We start from the raw sequence: 22,723 nt of genomic DNA on the forward strand, positions 1-22,723 counted from the left end.
CACGCTCTACGATGAAGCCGGCCACTGGCTGGGCGACTACGACAACACCGGGGCGGCGCTACAACAAGCGATCTGGCTGGACGATCTGCCGGTCGGCCTGATCGCCAACGGCAACCAGCTGCACTACGTCGAACCCGATCATCTGGGCACCCCGCGCGTGGTCATCGAAGTGGCGCGCAATGTGCCGGTGTGGACGTGGGACCTGAAGAGCGAGGCGTTCGGCAACAGCGTGCCGGCTCAGGATCCGGATGGGGACGCCACTCCGCTGGTATTTGATATGCGGTTCCCGGGGCAGCAGTACGACGCGAACACCGGACTGAATTACAACTACTTCAGGAACTACGACCCTGCACTGGGCCGATACATTGAGTCAGATCCGTTAGGCCTCGATGGTGGGGTAGCGACCTATCTTTATGGCTTCGGAAATCCTACGGGGATTGCCGATCACTTCGGACTAGACGGTAGACCTGGTTTTGGTGATCAAATCAATCCGGGTGGCATACGAGGAGACGGCGTCAAGGATTACACGAATTACTTCGATTCTAGATTCCCCAAGACTATGGCTGGCGCTGCGCAGATACTTAAGAATCGAATACTGAAGAAAATATGCGATAAGTTCGGAAACAACGCCTCTCAGCTGCCCGCCCTCAATAGTGGTGCGGACGACATAGACGTTCAGCCAGACATGGCGAGATTTGGCGACAGGCCGCAGAGCTGGTACGAGAGAAACGTTCAAATCGGTGCCTTCCAGATCCAGACATCGAACGTTTCTATTAGGTGGGATAATCCGCCTAACATGTGTTCTTCCTGTTTCTCATACGGGGCCAGCATGTACGTTTCTGAGAACACGGGAGACAATAGAATTCCAGGATTTAAAGAGAGAAATGTAAGAATGGGTTCTTGGAAAATTTCTGGCAGGCACTGTTGCGGCCGCTGATCGCAGAATAAGGAATATAACAATGCATACTCGGATTAGGCTAACAGCGCTCCTCTTGATCGCGTGTGGAGTATGCGCGTGCTCACAGAAGGAAGATCAACTCAATGTTTCAATTCAACGATTTGCGAATGACTATTTGCCTGAGCATGAAATCTTAAAGCACGCGAAGAATGACTCCCTTACGGACATCGGAGGGGAGTGGGTTCTTCGATTGAAGGGCAGCCAGGGAGTCATCTCTCTTACAAACGGCTCGTTTCAAAGGGCTGATCGGGAAGACCTTGATTACTTTAAGGAGCGGCTAGTTCGCAACAAGCTTCTGGACAATAAAGAGGGCGAGTTTGTCTTGGATAGAGCCGAGCTCAGATTGGGTGAAGGTAGCTCCTGCGACTCGACGGAATGCAGCATCTACGTAATGCACAACGATGATAATTCTATGGTTTACATCGGGATCTATAAGAACTAAGCGATCGTAGAGTGCGGTGAGCCAGCGTAGCCTCGTAGGATGGGTTGAGCTCCGTAGGGTGGGCTTCAGCCCACCTCTCCATCCGAAGGCCCCGTAGGGTGGGCTTCAGCCCACCTCTCCATTCGAAGTCATCGCAACCTGAAAAATTGCAATGGTGGGCCCCATTCGAAGCCATCGCAACCTGAAAAATTGTAATGGTGGGCCAAGGCCCACCCTACGGTAGGGTTTTCCTTATGGTTTGTTGGGTGACGGGACGATAGCGGAGGCGTGCCATCGTCCGGATGCTTTCGATATGCCTGACTATCGACGCGTCTGGGTGCCGGGTGGCACCTATTTCTTCACGGTCGCCATTGCCGAAAGGCGGCGAACCCTGCTGACCGACCGTATTGACGAACTACGCGATGCATTTCGCGTTGCACACAAGGTTCGCCCTTTCCGCATCGACGCTATCGTCGTACTTCCCGATCACATGCATTGCCTATGGACGCTGCCGCCGGGCGATGACGCATTCTCGATTCGCTGGAGCCATATCAAGGCCGGATTCTCCAGGCGTATCGCCGTCGGCGAACACCGAAGACCCTCGCGAATCGCCAAACGTGAACGTGGTATTTGGCAAAGACGGTACTGGGAACACCTCATACGCGACGGAACCGATCTGCGGCGACGCGTGGACTACATTCACTTCAATCCGGTAAAGCATGGCTATGTGAAGCAAGCGAGCGAATGGCCGTACTCCTCGCTGCATGCCTACATCGCGCGTGGTGACCTGCCAGGAAACCGGAGCGCAGACATGTAGGGTGGGCCTTGGCCCACCATTGCCGCTGCCCGCCCACTCCCTGGATAAGCCGAGGGTGTGCGGGCCGGATGGACATCAAGGCTCAGAAGAAGCCCAAGGCTTTGGGCGAATAGCTCACCAGCAGGTTTTTGGTTTGCTGGTAGTGGTCTAGCATGGCCTTGTGGTTTTCGCGGCCGATGCCCGATTGCTTGTAGCCACCGAAAGCCGCCGCCGCCGGATAGGCGTGGTAGCAATTGCTCCACACTCGCCCGGCCTGGATGGCGCGGCCTACGCGGTACAGGCGCGCGCCATCGCGGCTCCACACGCCGGCGCCCAGACCGTAGGCGGTGTCGTTGGCGATCGCGATGGCGTCGGCCTCGTCCTTGAAGGTGGTCACGCTGACCACCGGCCCGAAGATTTCCTCCTGGAACACGCGCATCCCGTTGTGGCCGCTGAACACCGTCGGCTTGACGTAGTAACCGCCCTGCAAATCGCCACCCAACTTGTTCTGTTCGCCGCCGATCAACACTTCGGCGCCCTCCGCCTTGCCGATGTCGATATAGGCAAGGATCTTGTCGAGTTGCGCCTGCGAGGCCTGCGCGCCGAGCATGGTGTTGGAGTCGAGCGGATTACCCTGCTTGATCAGCGCTACACGCGCCAGCGCCTTTTCCATGAACCGCTCGTAGATCGACTCCTGGATCAGCGCCCGCGATGGGCAGGTACAAACCTCGCCCTGGTTGAAGGCGAACAGCACGAAACCTTCCACCGCCTTGTCGAGGAAATCGTCGTCGGCCGCCATGACGTCTTCGAAGAAGATATTCGGAGACTTGCCGCCCAGCTCCAGCGTGGCCGGAATCAGGTTGCCGGCCGCGGCCTGGGCGATCAGGCGGCCGGTGGCGGTGGAACCGGTAAAGGCGATCTTGGCGATACGGGTGCTGCCGGCCAACGCCATGCCGGCTTCGCGGCCGTAGCCGTTGACGATGTTGAGCACGCCCGGCGGCAGCAGGTCGGCGATCAGCTCCATCAGCACCAGCAGGCTGGCGGGGGTCTGCTCTGCCGGCTTGAGCACGACGCAGTTGCCGGCGGCCAGCGCCGGCGGCAGTTTCCAGGCCGCCATCAGGATCGGGAAATTCCACGGAATGATCTGCCCGACCACGCCCAGCGGTTCGTGGAAGTGATAGGCGATGGTGTTCTCGTCGATCTCGCTGATCGAACCTTCCTGCGCGCGCACCGCGCCAGCGAAGTAGCGGAAATGATCGGCCGCCAACGGTATGTCGGCGTTCATGGTTTCGCGGATCGGTTTGCCGTTGTCCCAGGTTTCGGCATAGGCCAGAAGTTCGAGATTCTGATCGATGCGGTCGGCGATCTGGTTGAGGAGATTGGCGCGCTGGGTGACGCTGGTCTTGGCCCAGGCGTCCTTGGCGGCATGGGCGGCATCCAATGCGGCTTCCACGTCCTCGGCCTGCGAGCGCGGAACGCGGGTGAACGGCTTGCCGGTGACTGGGGTGATGCAATCGAAATACTTGCCGCCCTTGGGGGCAAGCCAGCGACCGCCGATGAAATTCTCGTACTGCGGCTTGAAGATGGATCGCGGGTCGGTGGCGTGCGGCTTGGCGGTAACGACGGCGTTCATGGTGTGCTCCCGGTTGGCTAGAAGGCCCTGCGGGGTGATCCCTGCGGGTACCGATTCAAAGCGCAAGCGCTGTGCCAAACCACGGGTGCTGCAATGCGGCAACACTGCAGCCAGACGCCGCAATGAAGCCGACCGGAACTTGTTGCGATGCCGCATGAAATGCAGCTTGCATCGTCGCACGGATCGTGCTGTTAATCGGGACAGCACACGCAACAGCTGTCGCAAAACGCGACAGGAGGCGATCGGTGGCGCAACTCACTTCCAAGCAGCGGCTGGGCCAGGCACGGCGCACATTCTTCGAACGCGGAGCCGCGCCCGTCGGCCAGGTGCCGGACACCATCCTGCAATCCTGGCGGCGCTGCCAGCAATTGGGATTGACCGCGCAAAACCAGCCGGCGATGGAACCGGTACCCGACTTGCGCCTGCGCGAAATGCGCGAACGTCACGAAAAGCTGTGGCGGCTGGCGCGCGCCGAACTCGACGGCCTGCGCGGCGACGCCGTGGCCACGGGCAGCATTGTCCTGCTCACCGACGATGAGGGCTGGATTCTCGACGCCGAAGGCAGCACCGGATTTCTCGACAAGGCCGGACGGGTGGCGCTGATGCCCGGCGCCTGCTGGAGCGAAAACCGCGTTGGCACCAATGCCATCGGCACCGCCATCGTGGAAGGCCGCGGCGTGGAAGTGCGCGGCGGCGAGCATTATTTCGACCCGCACGGCATCTTGAGCTGCTCGGCGGCGCCGATCTTCGATCCTTTTGGGCAGTTGGTCGGCGTGCTCGATATTTCCGGCGACGCCAGCGTGCCCCAGTTGCATGCGCTTGGCTTGGCGCGGCTGGCGGTGGCCAATATCGAACACCGTTATTTCGACGATGGCATCAAGGGCTGCGAACTGCTGCGCCTGCACCATGCTCCGGCCCTGCTCGGAACCGCACGCGAAGGTCTGCTGGCGTTTCGCGGCGGCAGACTCGTTGCCGCCAACCGTGTCGGCCTGCATCTGTTCGGGCTGGAGCGCGGCGACCTGGGCCGCACCCAATACCCGCAATTGTTCGCCGAAGCCCTCACCCGTTTGCGCGACGACGGCATGCTGCTCGACCGCCAAGGCCGCGCCTTGCACGGCCGCGTCGATGACGACGATAGCCAGCGTCCCAAGCGCCCGCCCACACGCGCACCGATCACGGTGTCGGCGGCGGCGCGCGGCCTGGGCGCCGATGCGCCGCTGTTCAATGCCGCGCTCGAAACGGATCTGCAACGCGCCTGCCGCGTACTCGACGCCGGCCTGCCGGTGCTGGTGCAGGGCGAAACCGGCACCGGCAAGGAAGTGTTCGCCCGCGAACTGCACCGCCGCAGCGCTCGCGCCGGCAAGCCCTTCGTCGCAGTCAATTGCGCGGCCTTGCCCGAAGGCCTCATCGAAGCCGAACTGTTCGGCTACGAAGACGGCGCCTTCACCGGCGCCCGCCGCCAGGGCAACCCCGGCTTGCTGCGCCAGGCCGATGGCGGCGTCTTGTTTCTCGATGAAATAGGCGATATGCCGCTGGCCTTGCAACCGCGCCTGCTGCGCGTGCTGCAGGAACGCGAGTTGACCCCGTTGGGCGGCGGCAAGCCGCTCAAACTCGACTTCGCCCTGATCTGCGCCACTCACCGCGACCTGGAAGAGGCGATCCAGGCGGGCCGCTTCCGTCCCGACTTGTTTTACCGCATTGCTCACCACGGCGTGCGGATCGCGCCGCTGCGCGAGGCCGGCGAATGTACGGAACTGGTTGCAGCGCTGTGGCAACGCGTTGCCGCTGGGCGCGAGCTCGATGAGGCCGCACTGGCGCGGCTGGCGGCCTATCCCTGGCCCGGCAATCTGCGTCAACTGGCCGCGTGCCTGCGCACCTTGGTGGCATTGAGCGAACCCGATCAGCGTATCGACGTGGAACTATTGCCCGCCTATCTGCGCTGTGCCGAGCGCGCTGGAACTACGGCGCCCGTGCCGGTGCCGGCAGCCGCGTCGGCCGCAGGCGGGGCCATCAACGACCTTGACGCCATCACTCAGACCGTCATGCGCGAGGCTCTGGTCATGTGCCACGGCAACGTCGCGCAGGCCGCCAAGCGCTTGGGCATCAGCCGCAGTACTCTCTACCGGCGCCTGGGCAGCGACCCGCGTGGACTGGATCCGCGGCGTCTACAGTAGTTTTACGCCGCATGATTTTACGAATCCATTTCGTGCCGCTTCGGCATTCTTGCCCCGCACGCGCCCAGGCACGGCGGGACCAATCCCAATAGCGTTAACGGGCCCTGGTAAATGTTCGGCTTTATGCATCGAAACGCTCGGCGACGCCTTCAGCCCGACCGTCCAACGACGCCTGCCGAGAAAAGCGGCAGGCAACCCCGGAACGGCGGGTTGCCCCCGCTGATTGCCGTTTTTTGCTGAAAGCCTGTCATCCCGAGACCCCTACGGGGTTCCGATGCGATCGGGATCATAGGGTGGGCCCCGGCCCACCATTGCCATGCATCCGATTGCGATGGCTTCGGAGCGAAGAGCGGTGGGCCAGGGCCCACCCTACGCGCTCAACCTTCCCACTTCGGCAGCTTCTTCTTCACCGCCACGTTCTTCAGCGACACGTAGTTGGGCAGACCATCGCGCCCGTACGGCGGATAGGCTTCGCCGCGGATCAGCGGTTCCAGATACTTGCGCGCCGCTTCGGTGATGCCGTAGCCGTCCTTGCGCAGGAAGTTGTTGGGCATCTTCTTTTCGTGGTTGGCCACCTTGGTCAGCGGCGCGGCTTCGATCTTCCATTTGTAGGGCGAATCGGAAGTGCGCACGATCACCGGCATCACCGCGTTCTGGCCCTTCAGCGCGAACTGCACCGCCGCCTTGCCCGCCGCCTGCGCCTGGTCCCAGTCGCTCTTGCTGGCGATATGGCGCGCGGAGCGTTGCAGGTAGTCGGGCAGGGTCCAGTGCACTTTCATGCCCAGTTCGTTCTTCACCCGGCCGGCCAGATACGAAGCCACGCCGCCCAGCTGCGTATGGCCGAAGGAATCCTTGCCGCCGCCGGCATCGGCCACGAAGCGGCCATCGGCGTACTGGATGCCTTCGCTGGCCACCACCACGCACCAGCCGACCTTGGCCACCACTTTCTTGACCTGGGCCAGGAACGCCGCCTCGTCGTAAGCGCGCTCGGGGAACAGGATGATCTGCGGGGCGTCGTCCGGATTCTTGCCGGCCAGGCCCGCGGCCGCGGCCAGCCAGCCCGCGTGCCGGCCCATGGCTTCGTAGACGAACACCTTGGTGGAAGTCTCGGCCATGGCGGCCACGTCCAGCGCGGCCTCGCGCACCGACACCGCCGTGTATTTGGCGGCCGAACCGAAGCCCGGGCAGGTGTCGGTCACGGCCAGGTCGTTGTCCACGGTCTTGGGCACGCCGATGCATGTCAGCGGATAGTCGTAGGCCTTGGCCAGCTGCGACACCTTCAGCGCCGTATCGGCCGAATCGTTGCCGCCGTTGTAGAGGAAATAACGCACGTCGTGGGCCTTGAACACCTGCAGCAGGCGCTCGTACTTGGCGCTGTCGGCTTCCAGCGACTTGAGCTTGTAGCGGCAGGAACCGAACGCCCCGCCGGGAGTGTGGGCCAGCGCGCGGATGGCGGCGGCCGATTCCTTCGAGGTATCGATCAGGTCCTCGCGCAGGGCGCCCAGGATGCCGTTGCGGGCGGCCAGAACCTTGATTTTTCGGGCCCTGGCCTCGGTGATGACGGCCGAAGCGGAGGCATTGATGACGGCGGTGACGCCGCCGGATTGAGCATAGAGGAGGGTGCCTGCGGCCATGGTCTAGGTCGTTCCGGATTGGTGGGATGCGGTAAGCTTGGGCCATAGCGCGGGGCCGCGCTGGCGCAGCGAAGTCTAGCGCCGCCGTCCGCCATCCGGTCATTTTTTGGTTTTGGGAGTCAGTAATGCGATTGGTTCTACTGGGCCCGCCCGGGTCGGGCAAGGGCACGCAGGCCGCGCGCCTCAAGGAATATCTGCAGGTTCCGCATATCTCCACCGGGGACCTGCTGCGGGCCGAGGTCGCCGCCGGCAGCCCGCTGGGCATGCAGGCCAAGGAAGTGATGGCCCGTGGCGATCTGGTCAGCGACGAAATCCTGCTGGGAATGCTCGAGTCGCGCTTCAGCCGGGCCGACACCGCCAACGGCTTCATCCTGGACGGATACCCGCGCAACCAGGCGCAGGCCGATGCGCTGGGCGTGCTGCTGCAGAAGATGGGCAAGCCCATGGACTATGCGGTACAGCTGGAAGTGCCCACCGAGCTGCTGGTGGAACGCATTGCCGGACGCGCCGCCGCCGAGGGACGCGCCGACGATACCCCCGAATCCGTACGCACCCGGCTCAAGGTCTACGACAGCCAGACCGCGCCGGTGATCGATTATTACCGCCAACACGGCCAGCTGACCGTGGTGAACGGCGTGGGCTCGCTGGACGAAGTGTTCAGCCGCCTGGTCGAAGCGCTATCGCCGGCCAAAGAGGTCGGCTGAGCGCACGTTTTTCTGTAGGAGCGGGCCCTGCCCGCGACCGCACTTGCCATCGTAGACCGCGCCAAAGGCGGTCGCGGGCAGGGCCCGCTCCTACATCGCGCTTTCGTTGCCGCGGGTAAACCGGCGACAATTGCGCCATGAGCAAACTCCATATTCTCGGCATCGCCGGCACTTTCATGGGCGGCGTCGCCGCATTGGCGCGCGAGCTGGGCCATGCCGTGGAAGGTAGCGACCAGGCCATCTATCCGCCCATGTCCACCCAGCTGGAAACGCTGGGCATCGCCTTCTCGCAAGGCTACCTGCCGCAGAACATTTCCCCCGATTGCGACGAAATCGTGGTCGGCAACGCGCTCTCGCGCGGCAACGCGGCGGTCGAGGCGGTGCTGGATGCGGGCCGCAAGTACACCTCCGGCGCGCAATGGCTGGCCGAGCACGTACTGCCCGGCCGCGACACCATCGCCGTGGCCGGCACCCACGGCAAGACCACCACCACCACCATCCTCAGCTATCTGCTGGAAGCGGCCGGCCGCAATCCGGGCTTCCTGATCGGCGGCGTGGCCGAGGATTTCGGCGTGTCCGCGCGCGTCGGGGGACATCGGCGCTCTCCCTCATCCGCCCCTTCGGGGCACCTTCTCCCGCAAGCAGGAGAAGGGAACCCGTCGTTGCCTATGGCAACGGATTCCCCATTCGTGGTGGAGGCCGACGAATACGACACCGCGTTCTTCGACAAGCGCAGCAAGTTCGTGCACTACCGGCCGCTGGTGGCGATCCTCAACAACCTGGAATACGACCACGCCGACATCTTCCCCGACATCGCCTCGATCCAGCGCCAGTTCCACCATCTGGTGCGCACCGTGCCGCAACGCGGGCGGCTGATCGTCAACGGCGAGGACGAGCGCCTTGCCGAAGTGCTGGCGATGGGTTGCTGGACGCCGGTCGAGCGCTTCGGGCTTCAGAACGATGTGCCCGATGCGTCGCTGGAATGGAGTGCGCGCCTGCTCAACGAAGACGGCAGCGCATTCGCCGTGCTCCACAACGGCAACGAGATTGGCGTGGTGCGTTGGCCCATGCTGGGCCGCCACAACGTGTTGAACGGACTGGCGGCGCTGGCCGCGGCGAATGCGGTAGGCGTCGATATCGCCGCCGTGATCCCGGCCCTGGCCGACTTCCGCAGCGTCAAGCGTCGCCTGGAAGTCATCGGACAGGCCGAGGGCGTCACCATCTACGACGATTTCGCCCACCACCCCACCGCCATCCAGACCACGCTGCAGGGCTTGCGCGCGAAGGTCGGCGATGCGCGGATTGTCGTAGCCATGGAGCCGCGCAGCAATTCCATGCGACTGGGCGCGCACTCGGACGCGCTGGCGCCTTCGCTGGACGGCGCCGATGCGGTGGTGTTCCTGCATCGTCCGGAATTGGCGTGGGACGCGGGCAAGGTAGTGGCCGCGATCCGCGGCGACGCGCGCACCGTCGCCGACGTGGGTGCTTTGATCGATGCGTTGCGCTCGCTGGTTCGCGACGGAGACCACGTGGTGTTCATGTCCAACGGCGGCTTCGATGGAGCGCCGCGGCGTTTTCTGGCGGCGTTGCAAAAATCCACGTAGGGTGGGCCTTGGCCCACCGCTTTTCCGTTTCAACGCCATCGCAACCTTGTGCATGGTAATGGTGGGTCGTAGGGTGGGCCTTGGCCCACCGCCTTTCCGTTCCAACGCCATCGCAATTCAATGCATGGCAATGGTGGGCCAAGGCCCACCCTACCGATGACATGCATGACCGAATCGCTGCCGTTGTTTCCGTTGCATGCCGTGCTGTTGCCGGGCGCGTCGCTGGGCTTGCGCTTGTTCGAGCGCCGCTATCTGGACATGGTGCGCGATTGCGGCCGCAATGGGCACGGCTTCGGCGTGTGCATGATCCTGGCCGGCAACGAGGCCGGGGTACCGGCCTCGCCCGTCGCCTTCGGCACCGAAGCGCTGATCGAGGATTTCGATACCGGCGACGATGGATTGCTCACTCTGCAGGTGCGCGGCGCGCGGCGTTTCCATGTCAACCGCACGCGTGTGCGCGATAACGGATTGATCATGGGCGAGGTGGAATGGCGCGAGGCCGATCTGGACGATCCGCTGCGCCCGGAACACGCGCTGCTGGCCACGGTGCTGCAGCATTTCCTGGAAAAGATCGGCGGCGAACACAGCAAGGTCAGCAACGCGCGTTTCGACGATGCGGCCTGGGTGGGATGGCGGCTGGCCGAATTCCTGCCGCTCGAGGATGCGCAGCGATTGTCGGTGTTGCAGGAAGACGATGCGCACGAACGCTTGTCGATGCTGTTGCGGATGATGCCTTGAACGATTGCGTAAATCGAGTGCAGGATATTGAAAATTCGGAAGTCGGTTCGGTCAGGCAGTTGAACCCTTCCCCTGCTTGCGGGGGAAGGTGCCGAAGGCGGATGGGGGCGCTCTTGGCGTAGTCCATCCGATCAAAGCAAGAGCGTTTCGCGCGTTGCGCGAGTCACTTTTCTTTGAACGGCAAAGAAAAGTAACCAAAAGAAAGCCGCCCTAGCGGCGCGCCCAGCGATGAAGCCGCTGGGTTCGCAAATGAGGCGGGAATTTCCGGAAGGCGCATCCTGCGCCTCCGGAAACGGCGCACATCCCTGTGCGCCGCCCCTTCGGGGTTTATCCCGCCTCATTTGCCGCGCCTCACGGGTTCTGTTGGTAACAGCCAAAGCCAAAGCCAAAGCAAGGCGTTCTGAAAGATGCCGTCGTTCGAAACACTGCGTGGAAGTCCGCAGATGGTTCTATTTCGCAGTGCGATCCGTCCGGATCCGCAACACAGGCACCTGCGACTCAGGATGCAAAGCGACCCGCTGCTCCATCCCCTCGGTCGCTTCGGTCAACGCTTCTAGCGACGAGCCGGCCTCGCGCAACGGCCGCCACATGCCGACCACTTCGAAGGCGCGCTGGTGCTGTAGCGTCTGCACGCTGCCGATCCATAGCGGTAGCGCCTTCTTGCCCGGGCCGTCCGGCGACAACGCCACAGGCGTTGCCCACAACCGCAGCGCCAGCATCTCGCCGGGCTGCGGTCCGTCGCGCAGCATCAGCAGGCTTTCCGCGCGGGTATCCAGCGTGGCCGGAAGCACCGGCTGCCGTTGTTCGGGAAGATCGCTGTCCAGCAGGTTGAGGGCCTGTTCCCAACCGGCTTGGTCCTGCGTCCGCCAGCCCTTCGCCTGCAGCTGCGCGCGCAGAGGAGCCAGCGGGCCGGCGACCTGCACATCCAGCGGCCAGCGCTGTTCGTCGTCGAACTCGTTGCGCCGCGCCGGCTGCTGCTGCCAGTCGTTTTCCCACCAGCGTTCCAGCGGTAGCGAAACGATGGTTTGCTCCACTTCGAATTGCGCCAGCAGCGGCGCGATGTTGCGCGGCGCGTGCCAGAGCGCGGCCACGGCGATGGCGCTGTAGAACAGCCACGCCAGCGGCTTCATCCACAGCGAGCGGACGGTGCGGCGCCGGTAGGCGATGCCCAGCACCAGCAGCCAGACGATGCCGAACAGCATTCCGCCGATGACATCGCTCAGCCAGTGCGCGCCCAGGTAGATGCGAGCGAAGCCGATCAACGCCACCACCAGGCCCGACACCAGATAAGGCCAGATGCGCCGGCGCCCCGGCAGCTCGCGCGCGATCAGCACGGCGAAGAAGCCGAAGGTGATCGTGGCCATGGTGATGGTGATCGAAGGGAAACTGAAACCGCCGCCGACCGCGGGCGGGCGCGGAAAATCCACCGACACACCCAACCAGGCGGTCAAGGCAAGGCCGAAGGCCAGCGCCGCCAGCCAGTGCGCCGCCGCCATCCAGCGCTTGCGCCAGGCCAGATACAGCAGCACCAGCGCCGCAGCCGGGGTCAGCACTTCCCAATCGCCCAGCGAGGCGAGCGCGGCCAGCGGGTAATCGGCCAGCGGATTGCGCAAGGCCTGCATCGCCTGGTGGATGGCCAGGTCCACGCCCAGGGGCTCGCCATGCCCCAGCACCAGCGCCAGGAATGCGAACCAGATCCAGCCCATGGCCAGCAGCATCACGCCCAGCAAGGCCAGCGGCACCGATTCGCGCCGTTGCGGGTCGAATACGGCCATCGAATAACGCCCCAGCACCGGGTGCTCGTGCGACCACGCCAGCGCGCGCGCCAGCAACGAGTCGGCATGCGCGGCGAACCAGCGATAGGTGTACAGCACACCCGCCCAGGCTACGGCGATCACTACCAGCACCAATGCCAACACCAGTGCCAGCCGTCCGGCGACCGCCGCCACCGCATCGTAGGCCTCGCCCAGCACCCATCCCGGGGCCAGGAACAGCACCGCCCAGCTGAGCGCGGCGATCAGGCTGGCCGGCAGGTAGCGGCGCCAGGGCATTTCCAACATCCCCGCGATCGCCGGCACGAAAGGGCGGATCGGCCCCACATAGCGCGCTATCAGGATGCTCTTGAGCGCATTGCGGCGGAACATGGTCTCGCCGCGGTCCAGCAGCTGCGGATACTTGCGGAACGGCCAGTGATTGCGCAGCTGCGGTCCCCAGCGCCTGCCGATCTGGAAGCTGATCGCATCGCCGGCGAACGCACCTGCCGCCGCAGATACCACCGCATAAGGCCCGGATAGTTCGCCCAGGCCTATCAGCATGCCCACGGCGAACAACAGCGGCAGCGCCGGCACGATCGCGCCCAGCACGATCAACGCATCGCAGAACGCGATGGCGAAGATCACGGCCCCCGCGGCCACGGGATGCGCAGTGATCCAGGCCAGCAGGTTGTCGAACCAGGAAGGATTCATTGCCGCCGATTATAAGGTGCGCGCCCAGGCCGAACCTGGAGTGTGGGTTTAGACTGTGACCAGGCGTCGGGTATGGGACATTGATGCGTGGGTGGTGGTTCCTTCGAGTCGGAATTGGAGCCCGAACCCCGGTTATCGTCATCCCAGCGAACGCTGGGATCCATCTTGATCTTCGCTGGGTTGAAAGTAGAACCAATAAGAGCAAAATCAAAATGGATCCCAGCGTTCGCTGGGATGACGACAGAATGTTGACAAACGGCGCAACCGTTTGGGCGTGCCGCCCCACCACAAGTGCGCCACAGGACCTCGCATGACCACCCTCGCAGGCAAGACCCTCTTCATCACCGGCGCCTCGCGCGGCATCGGCCTGGCCATCGCGCTGCGGGCCGCGCGCGACGGCGCCAACGTGGCCATCGCGGCCAAGTCGTCGGTGCCCAATCCCAAGCTGCCGGGCACCATCCACACCGCCGCCGAAGCGGTGAACGCCGCAGGCGGCCAGGGTTTGGCGCTCAAATGCGACATACGCGAAGAAGACGAAGTCAAAGCCGCGGTCGCCGCCACGGTGGATCTGTTCGGCGGCATCGACATCCTGGTCAACAACGCCAGCGCCATCTGGCTGCGTGGCGCGCTGGATACGCCGATGAAGCGTTTCGATCTGATGAGCCAGGTCAATTCGCGCGGCAGTTTCCTGTGCGCGCAGGCCTGCCTTCCGCATCTTCTGGCGGCGCCCAATCCGCATATCCTGACGCTTGCGCCGCCGCCATCGCTGGACCCGAAGTGGTGGGGACCGCACACCGGCTATACGCTGGCCAAGATGGGCATGAGTTTCGTCACCCTGGGGCTGGCGGCGGAGTTCGGGCCGCAAGGCGTCGCGGTCAACGCGCTGTGGCCGCGCACGCTGATCGCCACCGAAGCGCTGAACATGATTCCCGGCGTGGACGCCGCCAACGGCCGCAAGCCGGAAATAATGGCCGACGCCGCGCACGCCGTACTCACGCGCGGGGCCGCAGGATTCTCCGGAAATTTCCTGATCGATGACGAAGTATTGGCCGAAGCCGGCGTCACCGATCTTTCGAACTACGCAGTCGATCCTTCCAAACCGCTTTACCCCGATCTGTTCCTCGATTGAGCAGACGACTCAACGCCATCGGAGCCCCTGTCACGATGAAATACCTGCACGCCATGATCCGCGTCCACGACCTGGACGCCACCGCCAAATTCTTCACCGAAGGCCTGGGCCTTGCCGAAACCCGCCGCATCGAAAACGAAGGCGGACGCTTCACCCTGGTCTATTTCGGCGCGCCCGCCAATCCCGAAGCCGAAATCGAACTGACCTACAACTGGCCGCCCGCCGACGGTTCGCCTACCGAAGACTACGGCAGCGCGCGCAACTTCGGCCACCTGGCTTTCGAAGTCGACGACATCTACGCCACCTGCGCGCACCTGCAATCGCAAGGCGTCGTCATCAACCGTCCGCCGCGCGACGGCCGCATGGCGTTCGTGCGCACGCCCGACCTGATTTCCATCGAATTGTTGCAAAAAGGCGGACGCCTGCCGCCGCAGGAGCCGTGGCTGTCGATGGCCAATACCGGCGTTTGGTGACACCGCAAGGAAAAGCGAGCGATCGCCCAAGCAGATGTCATCGATAGTCGGCCACGGATTGGCGGGAGTCGCGGTCTATCTGGCCTGCAATCGGGCAGGGGACCAACGTGCGCTCTGGGCCCTGCCCGCTTTCGTGTTTCTCGTCGTTTGTCCTGACCTGGACTACCTGGCGATCTGGTGGTGGCATGCGCAGCCGACGTTGCGGTTGACGCACACGCTGGCGTTCGCACTGGCGGCAAGCCTGCTTATGTGGTTCCTATCCTTCGAGCTGCGCATCGAGGCGGTTGCCAGCGTCCCGTTTCCAGCGCTGCTGCTCGCCAGCGTTTCGCATCCGCTGCTGGACTTGCTGGTCGGAGCGCACGGACTGCCGTTGCTGTGGCCCTTCGCCGATCGGCAAGTGGCGTTGCCCTTCGGCCTGCTTCCAAGTGCGGGCCGATTGGCGTTGGGAAACTACTACCTGTGGCGCAATCTGCTCATTGAACTTGGCATTCTGGTTCCACTGCTCGGCTTGCTGGTGGCCGTCGCACGCGGCACCGCGCCACGCGTGCTTGTGCGCAATGCAGTCTTCGTTCTTCCGTTGTGGCTGGCGATGCTGGCATGGTCGGTATCGCTTCAGCGTTGACCACAAAGCAGTTCGATTGAAAATCGCGCGAGCGTCTATCCCGATCCGTCTGCGCCGAACAAATGTAAGGCAGCTCACGATTTTAATTTTCCAGTGAGCGCTCTGCCTGACTGCTGAATTGATGTCGTTAAATACAGCTGAAAACAAGGCAAAAAATAGGCAATCAGATTCGTGATACGACGATCTAACAATCGTGATGTATCTGTAAGTCGCAGCACACTTGCATCGCAACGCGTACCGCGCTGCTCAAACCACACATGCGGCGTAGTAGGCTCGTGACGCGTCTTCGACGCGCGTCGTTCCGTCATCCTTCAGGACGGATTCCATCCCTTCACAAGGAAGAGCAAACCTATGTCGTTTGTATCAAATCGTCGTATGCGTATGCATGCATTGTCATTCGCCACCGCCGTTGCGGTCTCGCTGATCGCCGCGCCCGCCATGGCCGGCAAGGTCGACCTTGCGGGTCTGGGTTCCGGGCAGACCTATGACCAGTTCATCGTCGGCTATCGCAGCGGCAGTCCGGAGCGCGGCAGCGTTTCCAGGGCGAAAGAGTCGCTGGCGCGCGCCGCATCGGCGCAGGTAGGCGGCAAGGCGCTGGCGCTCAAGCATCTGCGCCGCATGGGCATCGGATCGGACGTGGTGCGCATCGACCGCAAGCTGGACCGGGTGGAAGCCGAATCGCTGATGCGCCAGATCGCCGCCGATCCGGATGTGGAGTACGTCGAAGTAGATCGGCGCATGCAGGCGTTCTTCACTCCGAACGATACCTATTACCTGCCACGCCAATGGGACATGTACGACACCTACGGCATCCGCGCCAATAACGCTTGGGACGTCACTCAGGGCGCCGGTGTGGTGGTGGCGGTGATCGACACTGGTATCACCGACCACAGCGATCTCAACGCCAACATCCTGCCTGGCTACGACTTCATCGATGAGGTGGCCGTGTCGAATGACGGTGACGGGCGCGATAGCGATGCGCACGACCCTGGCGATTGGATTGCCGCCAATCAGTGCGGTGGTTCGCATCCGGCACGAAATTCCAGTTGGCACGGTACTCATGTCGCCGGCACGGTGGCGGCGGTGATGAACAATGGACAGGGAGTCGCTGGTGTCGCTCCGGCGGCCAAGGTGGTGCCATTGCGTGCCTTGGGCACCTGTGGCGGCTACGATTCGGACATCGCCGATGCGATCATCTGGGCTGCCGGCGGCAGCGTTCCGGGCGTGCCGGCAAACCCGTATCCAGCGGAGGTCATCAACCTCAGCCTGGGCGGACAAGGCGCCTGCGGCTCCACCACACAGAGCGCCATCAATGGTGCGGTCGGGCTGGGGGCTACGCTGGTGGTCGCTGCAGGCAACGACAACGCACCTGCCTCGGGTTTCTCGCCGGCCAACTGCAATAACGTCATCACCGTGGGTGCGACGACCAAGACTGGAGCACGGGCTGAATACTCGAATTACGGTCCGGCGGTCGACCTGGCCGCGCCCGGTTCAGGCATCCTCTCAACACAAAACTCAGGCACCACCGTTCCGGTGGCCGAGTCATATGGGACAAAAAGCGGAACGTCGATGTCGACCCCTCACGTGGCTGGTGTGGCGGCGCTGATCCAGTCAGTTGCGGCGATACCCAAGACTCCGGCGCAAGTCGAAGCCCTGGTCAAGTGCACGGCCACCCCGTTCCCATCGACACCTTCGCAACCCATCGGTACAGGCATCGTGAATGCCCAGAACGCGGTCAACGTCGCCTTGAGCGTGCCGCTGAGCGTTAGCGGCAACGGCGGCGCCGTTGCCGCCCAGACGGTGGGCGTGCGTACGTTGCTCGCTCCGGGACCGGGCAACGCGTCCTGCAACACGCAGATCTTCGTGAGCGCCAACCCGGCTAGTCCTGGCAGCTTGCAGCTGCAACTGGTCGCGCCCGACGGAACGATCTACCCCTTGCCGTCGCTGGGCGGCTTCGGCACCCAGCCGTTCACGCTGAACCTGTCCGGCGAAGCGCGCGAAGGCATCTGGAAGCTGCTCGTCAACAACACGTCCTCGACCACGGCCCCGATGCTCGGCTGGGGCATGACCTTCAACTGATCGGGTTCTCCACGCCCAGGCACGTCTTGAGCCCCGGTTTGCGCCGGGGCTTTTTCGTTTCCTGGCGCACGGCTCGTGATACGCCGCACGCATTGAGCATGGAAGGCCGATGCGGCTGCGACCCGGTGTTCGCATCTGTACAATGACCAACACAGCCATTCGATCGCGTGCTGCGCTCCTTTTGCCGGAATCTCTCAATGAAGAACGCGCTGTTGATCATCGACGTCCAGCAAGGCCTGTTCGACGAAACCCCCGCCCCGGCCGAGGCCGATGCCGTGATAGAACGCATCAACGCCCTGGCCGGGCGAGCACGCGCCAGCGACGTGCCGGTGATCCTGGTCCAGCATGAGGTGCCGGGCACCCAGTTGCAGCAGGGCGCGCCGGGCTGGCAGCTGGATTCGCGCCTGCAGGCGCAGCCGGCCGACCACCGCATCCGCAAGACCACCCCCGATTCCTTCCTGCGCACCGGCCTGGACGAAGTGCTGGCGTTTTCCGGCGTCGAACAACTGGTGATCTGCGGCTACGCCACCGAATTCTGCGTGGACACCACCACCCGCAGCGCCGCCGCCCACGGCTATGCGGTGATCCTGGCGGCCGACGCGCACACCACCCAGGACAAGCCGCACGCCACCGCCGCCCAGATCCGCACGCACCACAATGCGACCCTGCCCGAAATCAGCAGCTTCGGGCCGGTGATCGAAGCGCTGCCGTCGGAACAGATCCGTTTCAGCTCCTGACCGCTCTCCCTGATTCCATGTCCGACACCACCGACCTGCTCGCCGCCGGCCAGCGCTACTACCTTTCCGTCTACCGTCCGCGCGAAGTGATCCTGGAGCGCGGCCAGGGTGCGCGCGTCTGGGACCGCGACGGCAACGAATACGTGGATCTGTCGGCCGGCATCGCCGTTTGCGGACTGGGCCACAACGATCCCGATCTGGTCGCCGCGCTGACCGAACAGGCCGGCAAGCTGTGGCATACCAGCAACGTGTTCTACAGCGAACCGCCGCTGCGCCTGGCCGAAGAACTGGTCACCGCCTCGTGTTTCGCTTCGCGCGTGTTCCTGTGCAACTCGGGAACCGAGGCAAATGAAGCGGCGATCAAGCTCATCCGCAAGTGGGCCACCGCACAGGGGCGGGCGCCGGATCGCCGCGTCATCGTCACCTTCCGCGGCAGCTTCCATGGGCGCACGCTGGCGGCGGTCACCGCGACCGCGCAGCCGAAATACCAGGAAGGCTACGAGCCGCTGCCGGGCGGTTTCCGCTACGTAGATTTCAACGATCTGGGGCAACTCGAAACGGCTATGGCTGCTGGCGATGTCGCCGCAGTGCTGGTCGAGCCTATCCAAGGCGAAGGCGGAGTGATGCCGGCGGCCGAAGGCTTCCTACGTGGCGTGCGCGAGCTCTGCGACCGCCATGGCGCGCTGCTGGCGCTGGACGAAATCCAGTGCGGTATGGGCCGTACCGGCACTTTGTTCGCGCATTGGCAGGAAGGCATCACGCCCGACATCGTCACCCTGGCCAAGGCGCTGGGTGGCGGTTTTCCCATCGGCGCCATGTTGGCAGGGCCCAAGGTCGCCGAGGTGATGCAGTTCGGCGCGCATGGCACCACCTTTGGCGGCAATCCGTTGGCCGCTGCGGTGGCGCGGGTGGCGTTGCGCAAGCTGGGTTCGGAAGAAATTGCAGCGAATGTGCAGAGACAGTCGCAGGCATTGCGCGATGGCCTGGATTCGCTGAACGCGGAATTCGGAATTTTCTCGGAAGTTCGCGGCCGTGGCTTGATGCTGGGCGCGGTGCTGAAACCAGAGCTCGCGGGGCGTGCCGGTGAGATTCTCGATCACGCCGCTGCTGCAGGGCTGTTGCTGCTGCAGGCGGGACCTGATGTGTTGCGGTTCGTGCCGGCGTTGAATATCACCGAAGCGGAAGTGGCTGATGGTATGGCGCGCTTGCGCTCGGCTTTGTCGGTTTTCGCGAAGAAGATGTCAGCGATTTAAAGCCCCTCTCCCACCGGGAGAGGGGTTGGGGTGAGGGTGCGGCGAAGTCCATGATGGTGAACGATCCTGACTCCGCCGTACCCTCATCCGGCGCTACGCGCCACCTTCTCCCGACGGGAGAAGGGTTGAACAGCGCGCTCAAGCTTCTTGCAAGGCTTGCTGCAGATCCGCAATCAAATCGTCCACATGCTCCAACCCCACCGACAGCCGCAGCAAATTCTGCGGAGTAGTGGTATGCGGCCCTTCCACCGACCCGCGATGCTCCACCAGCGATTCGCAGCCGCCCAGCGAAGTCGCATTGGTGAACAGCTGCAGCCTGCCGGCCATCGCCAGCGCCGCCTCACGGCCGCCGCGCAGCTGCACGCTGAGCATGCCGCCGAAATCGCGCATCTGGCGCGTGGCCAGTGCGTGTCCCGGATGCGAAGGCAGGCCCGGATAGTTCACCCGTTCCACCTGCGGCTGCGCTTCCAGAAATTCGGCGACGCGACGCGCATTGGAGCAGTGCAGCGCCATGCGCGCCGGCAGCGAACGGCAGCCGCGCAACGTCAGCCAGGCGCTGAACGGCGCCAGTACCGCGCCGGTGATGTGCAGGCGATGGGCGACGCGTTTGCAGAAATCGTCGTCGCGCTTGAACGCCAGCGCCCCGCCCAGCACGTCGCTGTGGCCGCCGAAGTATTTGGTGGTGGAATGCATGACGATGTCCGCCCCCAGCGCCAGCGGTTGCTGCAGTACCGGCGAGGCGAAGGTGTTGTCGCAGACCAGCAGCGCGCCGTGTTCGTGCGCTAGCACCGCCAGCGCGGCGATGTCGCTGACCTTCATCAATGGATTGGAAGGCGTTTCCGCCCAGATCAGGCCCACGCCTTCGGCGCAGGCGGTGCGCACGGCCGCCAGGTCGGCCATGTCCAGGCGCCGGACCTCGATGCCGCGTTCGGGCAGGAATTCCGTCGCCAGCATGCGGACGCCGGAATAGCAGTCGTCCGGGACCAGGATGCGCGTGCCGGACGGCAACGATTCCAGCAAGGTGGTGACCGCGGCCATCCCCGATGCGAAGGTCAGCGCCGTGGCGGCGCCTTCCATCGCGGCGATCGCCTCGCGCAGACGGTCGTTGGTCGGATTGCTTTCGCGCTGGTATTCGTAGTCGGCGATGCGTTCGCCCGCGGGCCCGTGCTTGAAGGTGGTGGCCAGATGGATGGGCGGCGCCAGCGCGCCGGTTTCGCGATCGCTTTCGCCGCCGGCATGGATGGCGAGGGTTTCAAGGCGCATCGGGTCGTTCCTCCAGTAGGCCGCGCTGGAGCAATTCCGCGCGCAGCAGGGTGTCGTTGAGATAGTGGTGCGCCGAAAGTCCGGCGGCGCGCGCGCCTTCGGGGTTTTCGGGCTTGTCGTCGATGAAGAAGCAGGCTTCCGGTGGCGTACCCAGCGCCTCCAGGCAAAGCAGGAACACCTTGGGGTCGGGCTTGCCCAGCCTGAACTGCGCGGAGCAGAACACGCGTTGTTCGAACAGCGGAAACAACGGCGGGCAAATGACGGGCAGGTTGTCCCGCAGCAGCAGGTTGTTGTTGGTCAGGATGGCGACGCGCGCTTTGCGCGCCACCTGCTTGGCCATCGCCAGCATGCCTGCATTCGCGGTCATCGCCGCCGCGCGCGAGGCGACCAGGTCGGCAATGGCAACCGGCGCACCCAACCGTCTCGCCAATTCCTTCGCGTGGCCCTGGGCATCGTGCAGACCCAGATCGGCCTCCTGTTCCAGGCCCGATTCGAACAACGCCGCGGAAACCGCTCGCTCGCTGGCGCCGGTGCGCTCGGCCAGCACGCGTAGCCGCGGCGCGTGATCGTAGTGCGCCAGTACGCCGTCCAGGTCGAACAGGACCAGCGCCGGCGCGCTCATCCTGCGGCGACGACCTGGAAGGATTCGCGCGCCGCAGCGAGGGTTTGCGCGATGATCGCCTCATCGTGCGCGCTGGACATGAAGCCGGCTTCGTATGCGGACGGCGCCAGGTACACGCCGCGTTCGAGCATGGCGTGGAAGAAGCGGTTGAACGCGGCCGTGTCGCAGGCGATGGCCTGGGCGTAGGTGTCGACTTTTTCGGAAGTGAAGAACAGGCCGAACATGCCGCCGACACGATTGGTGCTGACGGCGACGCCGGCCTCCCGCGCGGCTGCTTCCAGTCCGTCGCACAAGGCATGCGTGGCCGCAGTCAGCCTGTCGTGGAATCCCGGCGCCTGCACCAGTTCCAGCATGGCCAGGCCGGCCGCCATCGCCACCGGATTGCCGCTGAGCGTGCCGGCCTGGTAGATCGGGCCGCTGGGTGCGATCTGCGCCATCAGCTCGCGCCGGCCGCCGTAAGCGCCCACCGGCATGCCGCCGCCGATGATCTTGCCGAAAGTGGTGAGGTCGGGAGTGATGCCGTAATGCGCCTGCGCGCCGCCGAGCGCGACGCGGAAGCCGGTCATCACTTCGTCGAAGATCAGCAGCGCACCGTGTCTGGTGCACAGTTCGCGCAGATGTTGCAGGTAGCCTTCGCGCGGCGGCAGGCAATTGGCGTTGCCGACCACCGGTTCCACGATCACGCAGGCGATTTCTCCGCCCAGCGAGTCGAACAATTCCGTGGCGCCATCGAAATCGTTGTAGCTCAGCGTGGAAGTCAGCTCGCTCAAGCCTGCTGGTACGCCCGGCGAGGTCGGCACGCCGAGAGTGAGCATTCCCGAGCCGGCTTTGACCAGGAACGAATCGCCATGGCCGTGGTAGCAGCCCTCGAACTTGACGATACGCATGCGCCCGGTCGCGCCGCGCGCCAGCCGGATCGCCGACAGCGTGGCCTCGGTGCCGGAGTTGACCATGCGCACCATTTCGCACGAAGGCACCAGCCGGGTGAGAGTTTCGGCCATGGTCACTTCGGCCGGGCAGGGTGCGCCGAACGACAGGCCGTCGCCGATCGTGCGCTGCACCGCTTCGCGCACCGCCGGATGGTTGTGGCCGGCGATCATCGGGCCCCATGAGCCTACGTAGTCGATGTAGCGGTTGCCGTCCACGTCGAACAGGTACGGGCCGTCGGCGCGCTGCACGAAGAACGGTTCGCCGCCCACCGACTTGAAGGCGCGCACGGGCGAATTTACGCCGCCAGGCAGCAGCTCCTGGGCGCGGGCGAACAGGGCGTGGGATTTTTCGTGGTTCATGGCCTATTTTGCCTGTGATTGCGAGGGGGGTTGTAGGAGCGGGCCCTGCCCGCGACAGGCTTTAACGGTAAAGCCTGTCGCGGGCAGGGTCCGCTCCTACAAGATCGAGTCGTGTAGAAAAGCATCCGA

Annotated in this window: 18 protein-coding genes; 12 read left to right on the forward strand and 6 right to left on the reverse strand. The window is 64.1% G+C overall.

Features of this window, described 5'->3' with window-relative positions:
- Both CSC73_RS00005 and CSC73_RS00010 read left to right on the forward strand, forming a co-directional pair.
- On the forward strand, nt 1–937 hold a 937-nt coding region (locus CSC73_RS00005), incomplete at its 5' end, for an RHS repeat domain-containing protein (protein ID WP_163838427.1).
- A gap of 755 nt (nt 938–1,692) precedes the next feature.
- Complete coding sequence (locus CSC73_RS00010; protein WP_163838428.1) at nt 1,693–2,196, forward strand: REP-associated tyrosine transposase; 504 nt, start codon at nt 1,693–1,695, stop codon at nt 2,194–2,196.
- A gap of 82 nt (nt 2,197–2,278) precedes the next feature.
- Here the strand turns inward: CSC73_RS00010 and exaC are convergent, their stop codons facing one another.
- Nucleotides 2,279–3,808, reverse strand: a complete 1,530-nt coding sequence (gene exaC, locus CSC73_RS00015; RefSeq protein ID WP_163838429.1) for an acetaldehyde dehydrogenase ExaC — start codon at nt 3,806–3,808, stop codon at nt 2,279–2,281.
- Between the two features lie 245 nt (nt 3,809–4,053).
- Here exaC and CSC73_RS00020 point away from each other — a divergent pair, with 245 nt between their 5' ends.
- Nucleotides 4,054–5,982 carry a sigma-54-dependent Fis family transcriptional regulator gene (locus tag CSC73_RS00020; protein ID WP_163838430.1) on the forward strand — a complete coding sequence of 643 codons (1,929 nt, stop codon included), beginning with the start codon at nt 4,054–4,056 and terminating at the stop codon, nt 5,980–5,982.
- A gap of 377 nt (nt 5,983–6,359) precedes the next feature.
- Here CSC73_RS00020 and CSC73_RS00025 read toward each other — a convergent pair whose 3' ends face one another.
- Entirely contained in the window at nt 6,360–7,616 is a 1,257-nt protein-coding gene (locus CSC73_RS00025; RefSeq protein WP_163838431.1) for a 6-phosphofructokinase, read from the reverse strand.
- A 125-nt stretch (nt 7,617–7,741) separates the two neighbouring features.
- Between CSC73_RS00025 and CSC73_RS00030 the strand changes: the two genes are divergently transcribed.
- The 3 genes from CSC73_RS00030 (at nt 7,742) to CSC73_RS00040 (ending at nt 10,662) form a co-directional block, all read left to right on the forward strand.
- Nucleotides 7,742–8,320, forward strand: a complete 579-nt coding sequence (locus tag CSC73_RS00030) for an adenylate kinase (protein ID WP_163838432.1) — start codon at nt 7,742–7,744, stop codon at nt 8,318–8,320.
- A 137-nt stretch (nt 8,321–8,457) separates the two neighbouring features.
- A complete protein-coding gene (mpl, locus tag CSC73_RS00035; RefSeq protein ID WP_163838433.1) occupies nt 8,458–9,924 on the forward strand; it encodes a UDP-N-acetylmuramate:L-alanyl-gamma-D-glutamyl-meso-diaminopimelate ligase in 1,467 nt (488 codons plus the stop codon).
- A 120-nt stretch (nt 9,925–10,044) separates the two neighbouring features.
- On the forward strand, nt 10,045–10,662 hold the full coding sequence (locus tag CSC73_RS00040) for an LON peptidase substrate-binding domain-containing protein (RefSeq protein WP_425502254.1): 618 nt from the start codon (nt 10,045–10,047) through the stop codon (nt 10,660–10,662).
- A gap of 449 nt (nt 10,663–11,111) precedes the next feature.
- Here the strand turns inward: CSC73_RS00040 and CSC73_RS00045 are convergent, their stop codons facing one another.
- On the reverse strand, nt 11,112–13,127 hold the full coding sequence (locus CSC73_RS00045; protein WP_163838435.1) for a bifunctional DedA family/phosphatase PAP2 family protein: 2,016 nt from the start codon (nt 13,125–13,127) through the stop codon (nt 11,112–11,114).
- Between the two features lie 310 nt (nt 13,128–13,437).
- Here CSC73_RS00045 and CSC73_RS00050 point away from each other — a divergent pair, with 310 nt between their 5' ends.
- The 6 genes from CSC73_RS00050 to CSC73_RS00075 all read left to right on the forward strand — a co-directional run bounded on the left by CSC73_RS00050 (nt 13,438) and on the right by CSC73_RS00075 (nt 19,420).
- Nucleotides 13,438–14,256, forward strand: coding sequence for an SDR family oxidoreductase (locus tag CSC73_RS00050; RefSeq protein WP_093283268.1), 819 nt, complete (start codon nt 13,438–13,440; stop codon nt 14,254–14,256).
- A gap of 35 nt (nt 14,257–14,291) precedes the next feature.
- Nucleotides 14,292–14,729, forward strand: coding sequence for a VOC family protein (locus CSC73_RS00055; protein WP_163838436.1), 438 nt, complete (start codon nt 14,292–14,294; stop codon nt 14,727–14,729).
- 34 nt (nt 14,730–14,763) lie between these two features.
- Nucleotides 14,764–15,351 (forward strand): metal-dependent hydrolase, encoded by a 588-nt coding sequence (locus tag CSC73_RS00060; protein ID WP_163838437.1) that lies wholly within the window; start codon nt 14,764–14,766, stop codon nt 15,349–15,351.
- Between the two features lie 381 nt (nt 15,352–15,732).
- Nucleotides 15,733–17,430: a S8 family peptidase gene (locus CSC73_RS00065; RefSeq protein ID WP_163838438.1), complete on the forward strand. Its 1,698-nt coding sequence runs from the start codon at nt 15,733–15,735 to the stop codon at nt 17,428–17,430.
- A 197-nt stretch (nt 17,431–17,627) separates the two neighbouring features.
- Nucleotides 17,628–18,167, forward strand: coding sequence for a cysteine hydrolase family protein (locus CSC73_RS00070; RefSeq protein ID WP_163838439.1), 540 nt, complete (start codon nt 17,628–17,630; stop codon nt 18,165–18,167).
- A 17-nt stretch (nt 18,168–18,184) separates the two neighbouring features.
- The gene (locus tag CSC73_RS00075) at nt 18,185–19,420 is read left to right on the forward strand and encodes an acetylornithine transaminase (protein ID WP_163838440.1); all 1,236 of its coding nucleotides are present in this window, start codon (nt 18,185–18,187) and stop codon (nt 19,418–19,420) included.
- A gap of 138 nt (nt 19,421–19,558) precedes the next feature.
- Here the strand turns inward: CSC73_RS00075 and CSC73_RS00080 are convergent, their stop codons facing one another.
- From CSC73_RS00080 to hemL, 3 genes are read right to left on the reverse strand one after another with little or no spacing between them, the layout of a single operon-like run.
- The gene (locus tag CSC73_RS00080; protein WP_163838441.1) at nt 19,559–20,683 is read right to left on the reverse strand and encodes a trans-sulfuration enzyme family protein; all 1,125 of its coding nucleotides are present in this window, start codon (nt 20,681–20,683) and stop codon (nt 19,559–19,561) included.
- A complete protein-coding gene (locus CSC73_RS00085) occupies nt 20,673–21,305 on the reverse strand; it encodes an HAD-IA family hydrolase (protein WP_163838442.1) in 633 nt (210 codons plus the stop codon). The genes CSC73_RS00080 and CSC73_RS00085 overlap by 11 nt, the downstream gene beginning before the upstream one ends.
- The gene (hemL, locus tag CSC73_RS00090; protein ID WP_163838443.1) at nt 21,302–22,594 is read right to left on the reverse strand and encodes a glutamate-1-semialdehyde 2,1-aminomutase; all 1,293 of its coding nucleotides are present in this window, start codon (nt 22,592–22,594) and stop codon (nt 21,302–21,304) included. The genes CSC73_RS00085 and hemL overlap by 4 nt, the downstream gene beginning before the upstream one ends.
- Nucleotides 22,595–22,723 lie beyond the last annotated feature (129 nt).

Origin of the sequence: Pseudoxanthomonas sacheonensis, from assembly GCF_010093305.1 — a bacterium.
Lineage (GTDB): Bacteria > Pseudomonadota > Gammaproteobacteria > Xanthomonadales > Xanthomonadaceae > Pseudoxanthomonas_A > Pseudoxanthomonas_A sacheonensis.

Excerpts from the sequence above, each read along its gene's own strand:
- CSC73_RS00010 (WP_163838428.1), top strand. The coding sequence starts at position 1,693 with ATGCCTGACTATCGACGCGTCTGGGTGCCGGGTGGCACCTATTTCTTC.
- exaC (WP_163838429.1), bottom strand. The coding sequence starts at position 3,808 with ATGAACGCCGTCGTTACCGCCAAGCCGCACGCCACCGACCCGCGATCC.
- CSC73_RS00025 (WP_163838431.1), bottom strand. The coding sequence starts at position 7,616 with ATGGCCGCAGGCACCCTCCTCTATGCTCAATCCGGCGGCGTCACCGCC.
- CSC73_RS00030 (WP_163838432.1), top strand. The coding sequence starts at position 7,742 with ATGCGATTGGTTCTACTGGGCCCGCCCGGGTCGGGCAAGGGCACGCAG.
- mpl (WP_163838433.1), top strand. The coding sequence starts at position 8,458 with ATGAGCAAACTCCATATTCTCGGCATCGCCGGCACTTTCATGGGCGGC.
- CSC73_RS00040 (WP_425502254.1), top strand. The coding sequence starts at position 10,045 with ATGCATGGCAATGGTGGGCCAAGGCCCACCCTACCGATGACATGCATG.
- CSC73_RS00045 (WP_163838435.1), bottom strand. The coding sequence starts at position 13,127 with ATGAATCCTTCCTGGTTCGACAACCTGCTGGCCTGGATCACTGCGCAT.
- CSC73_RS00050 (WP_093283268.1), top strand. The coding sequence starts at position 13,438 with ATGACCACCCTCGCAGGCAAGACCCTCTTCATCACCGGCGCCTCGCGC.
- CSC73_RS00055 (WP_163838436.1), top strand. The coding sequence starts at position 14,292 with ATGAAATACCTGCACGCCATGATCCGCGTCCACGACCTGGACGCCACC.
- CSC73_RS00060 (WP_163838437.1), top strand. The coding sequence starts at position 14,764 with ATGTCATCGATAGTCGGCCACGGATTGGCGGGAGTCGCGGTCTATCTG.
- CSC73_RS00065 (WP_163838438.1), top strand. The coding sequence starts at position 15,733 with ATGCATGCATTGTCATTCGCCACCGCCGTTGCGGTCTCGCTGATCGCC.
- CSC73_RS00070 (WP_163838439.1), top strand. The coding sequence starts at position 17,628 with ATGAAGAACGCGCTGTTGATCATCGACGTCCAGCAAGGCCTGTTCGAC.
- CSC73_RS00075 (WP_163838440.1), top strand. The coding sequence starts at position 18,185 with ATGTCCGACACCACCGACCTGCTCGCCGCCGGCCAGCGCTACTACCTT.
- CSC73_RS00080 (WP_163838441.1), bottom strand. The coding sequence starts at position 20,683 with ATGCGCCTTGAAACCCTCGCCATCCATGCCGGCGGCGAAAGCGATCGC.
- CSC73_RS00085 (WP_163838442.1), bottom strand. The coding sequence starts at position 21,305 with ATGAGCGCGCCGGCGCTGGTCCTGTTCGACCTGGACGGCGTACTGGCG.
- hemL (WP_163838443.1), bottom strand. The coding sequence starts at position 22,594 with ATGAACCACGAAAAATCCCACGCCCTGTTCGCCCGCGCCCAGGAGCTG.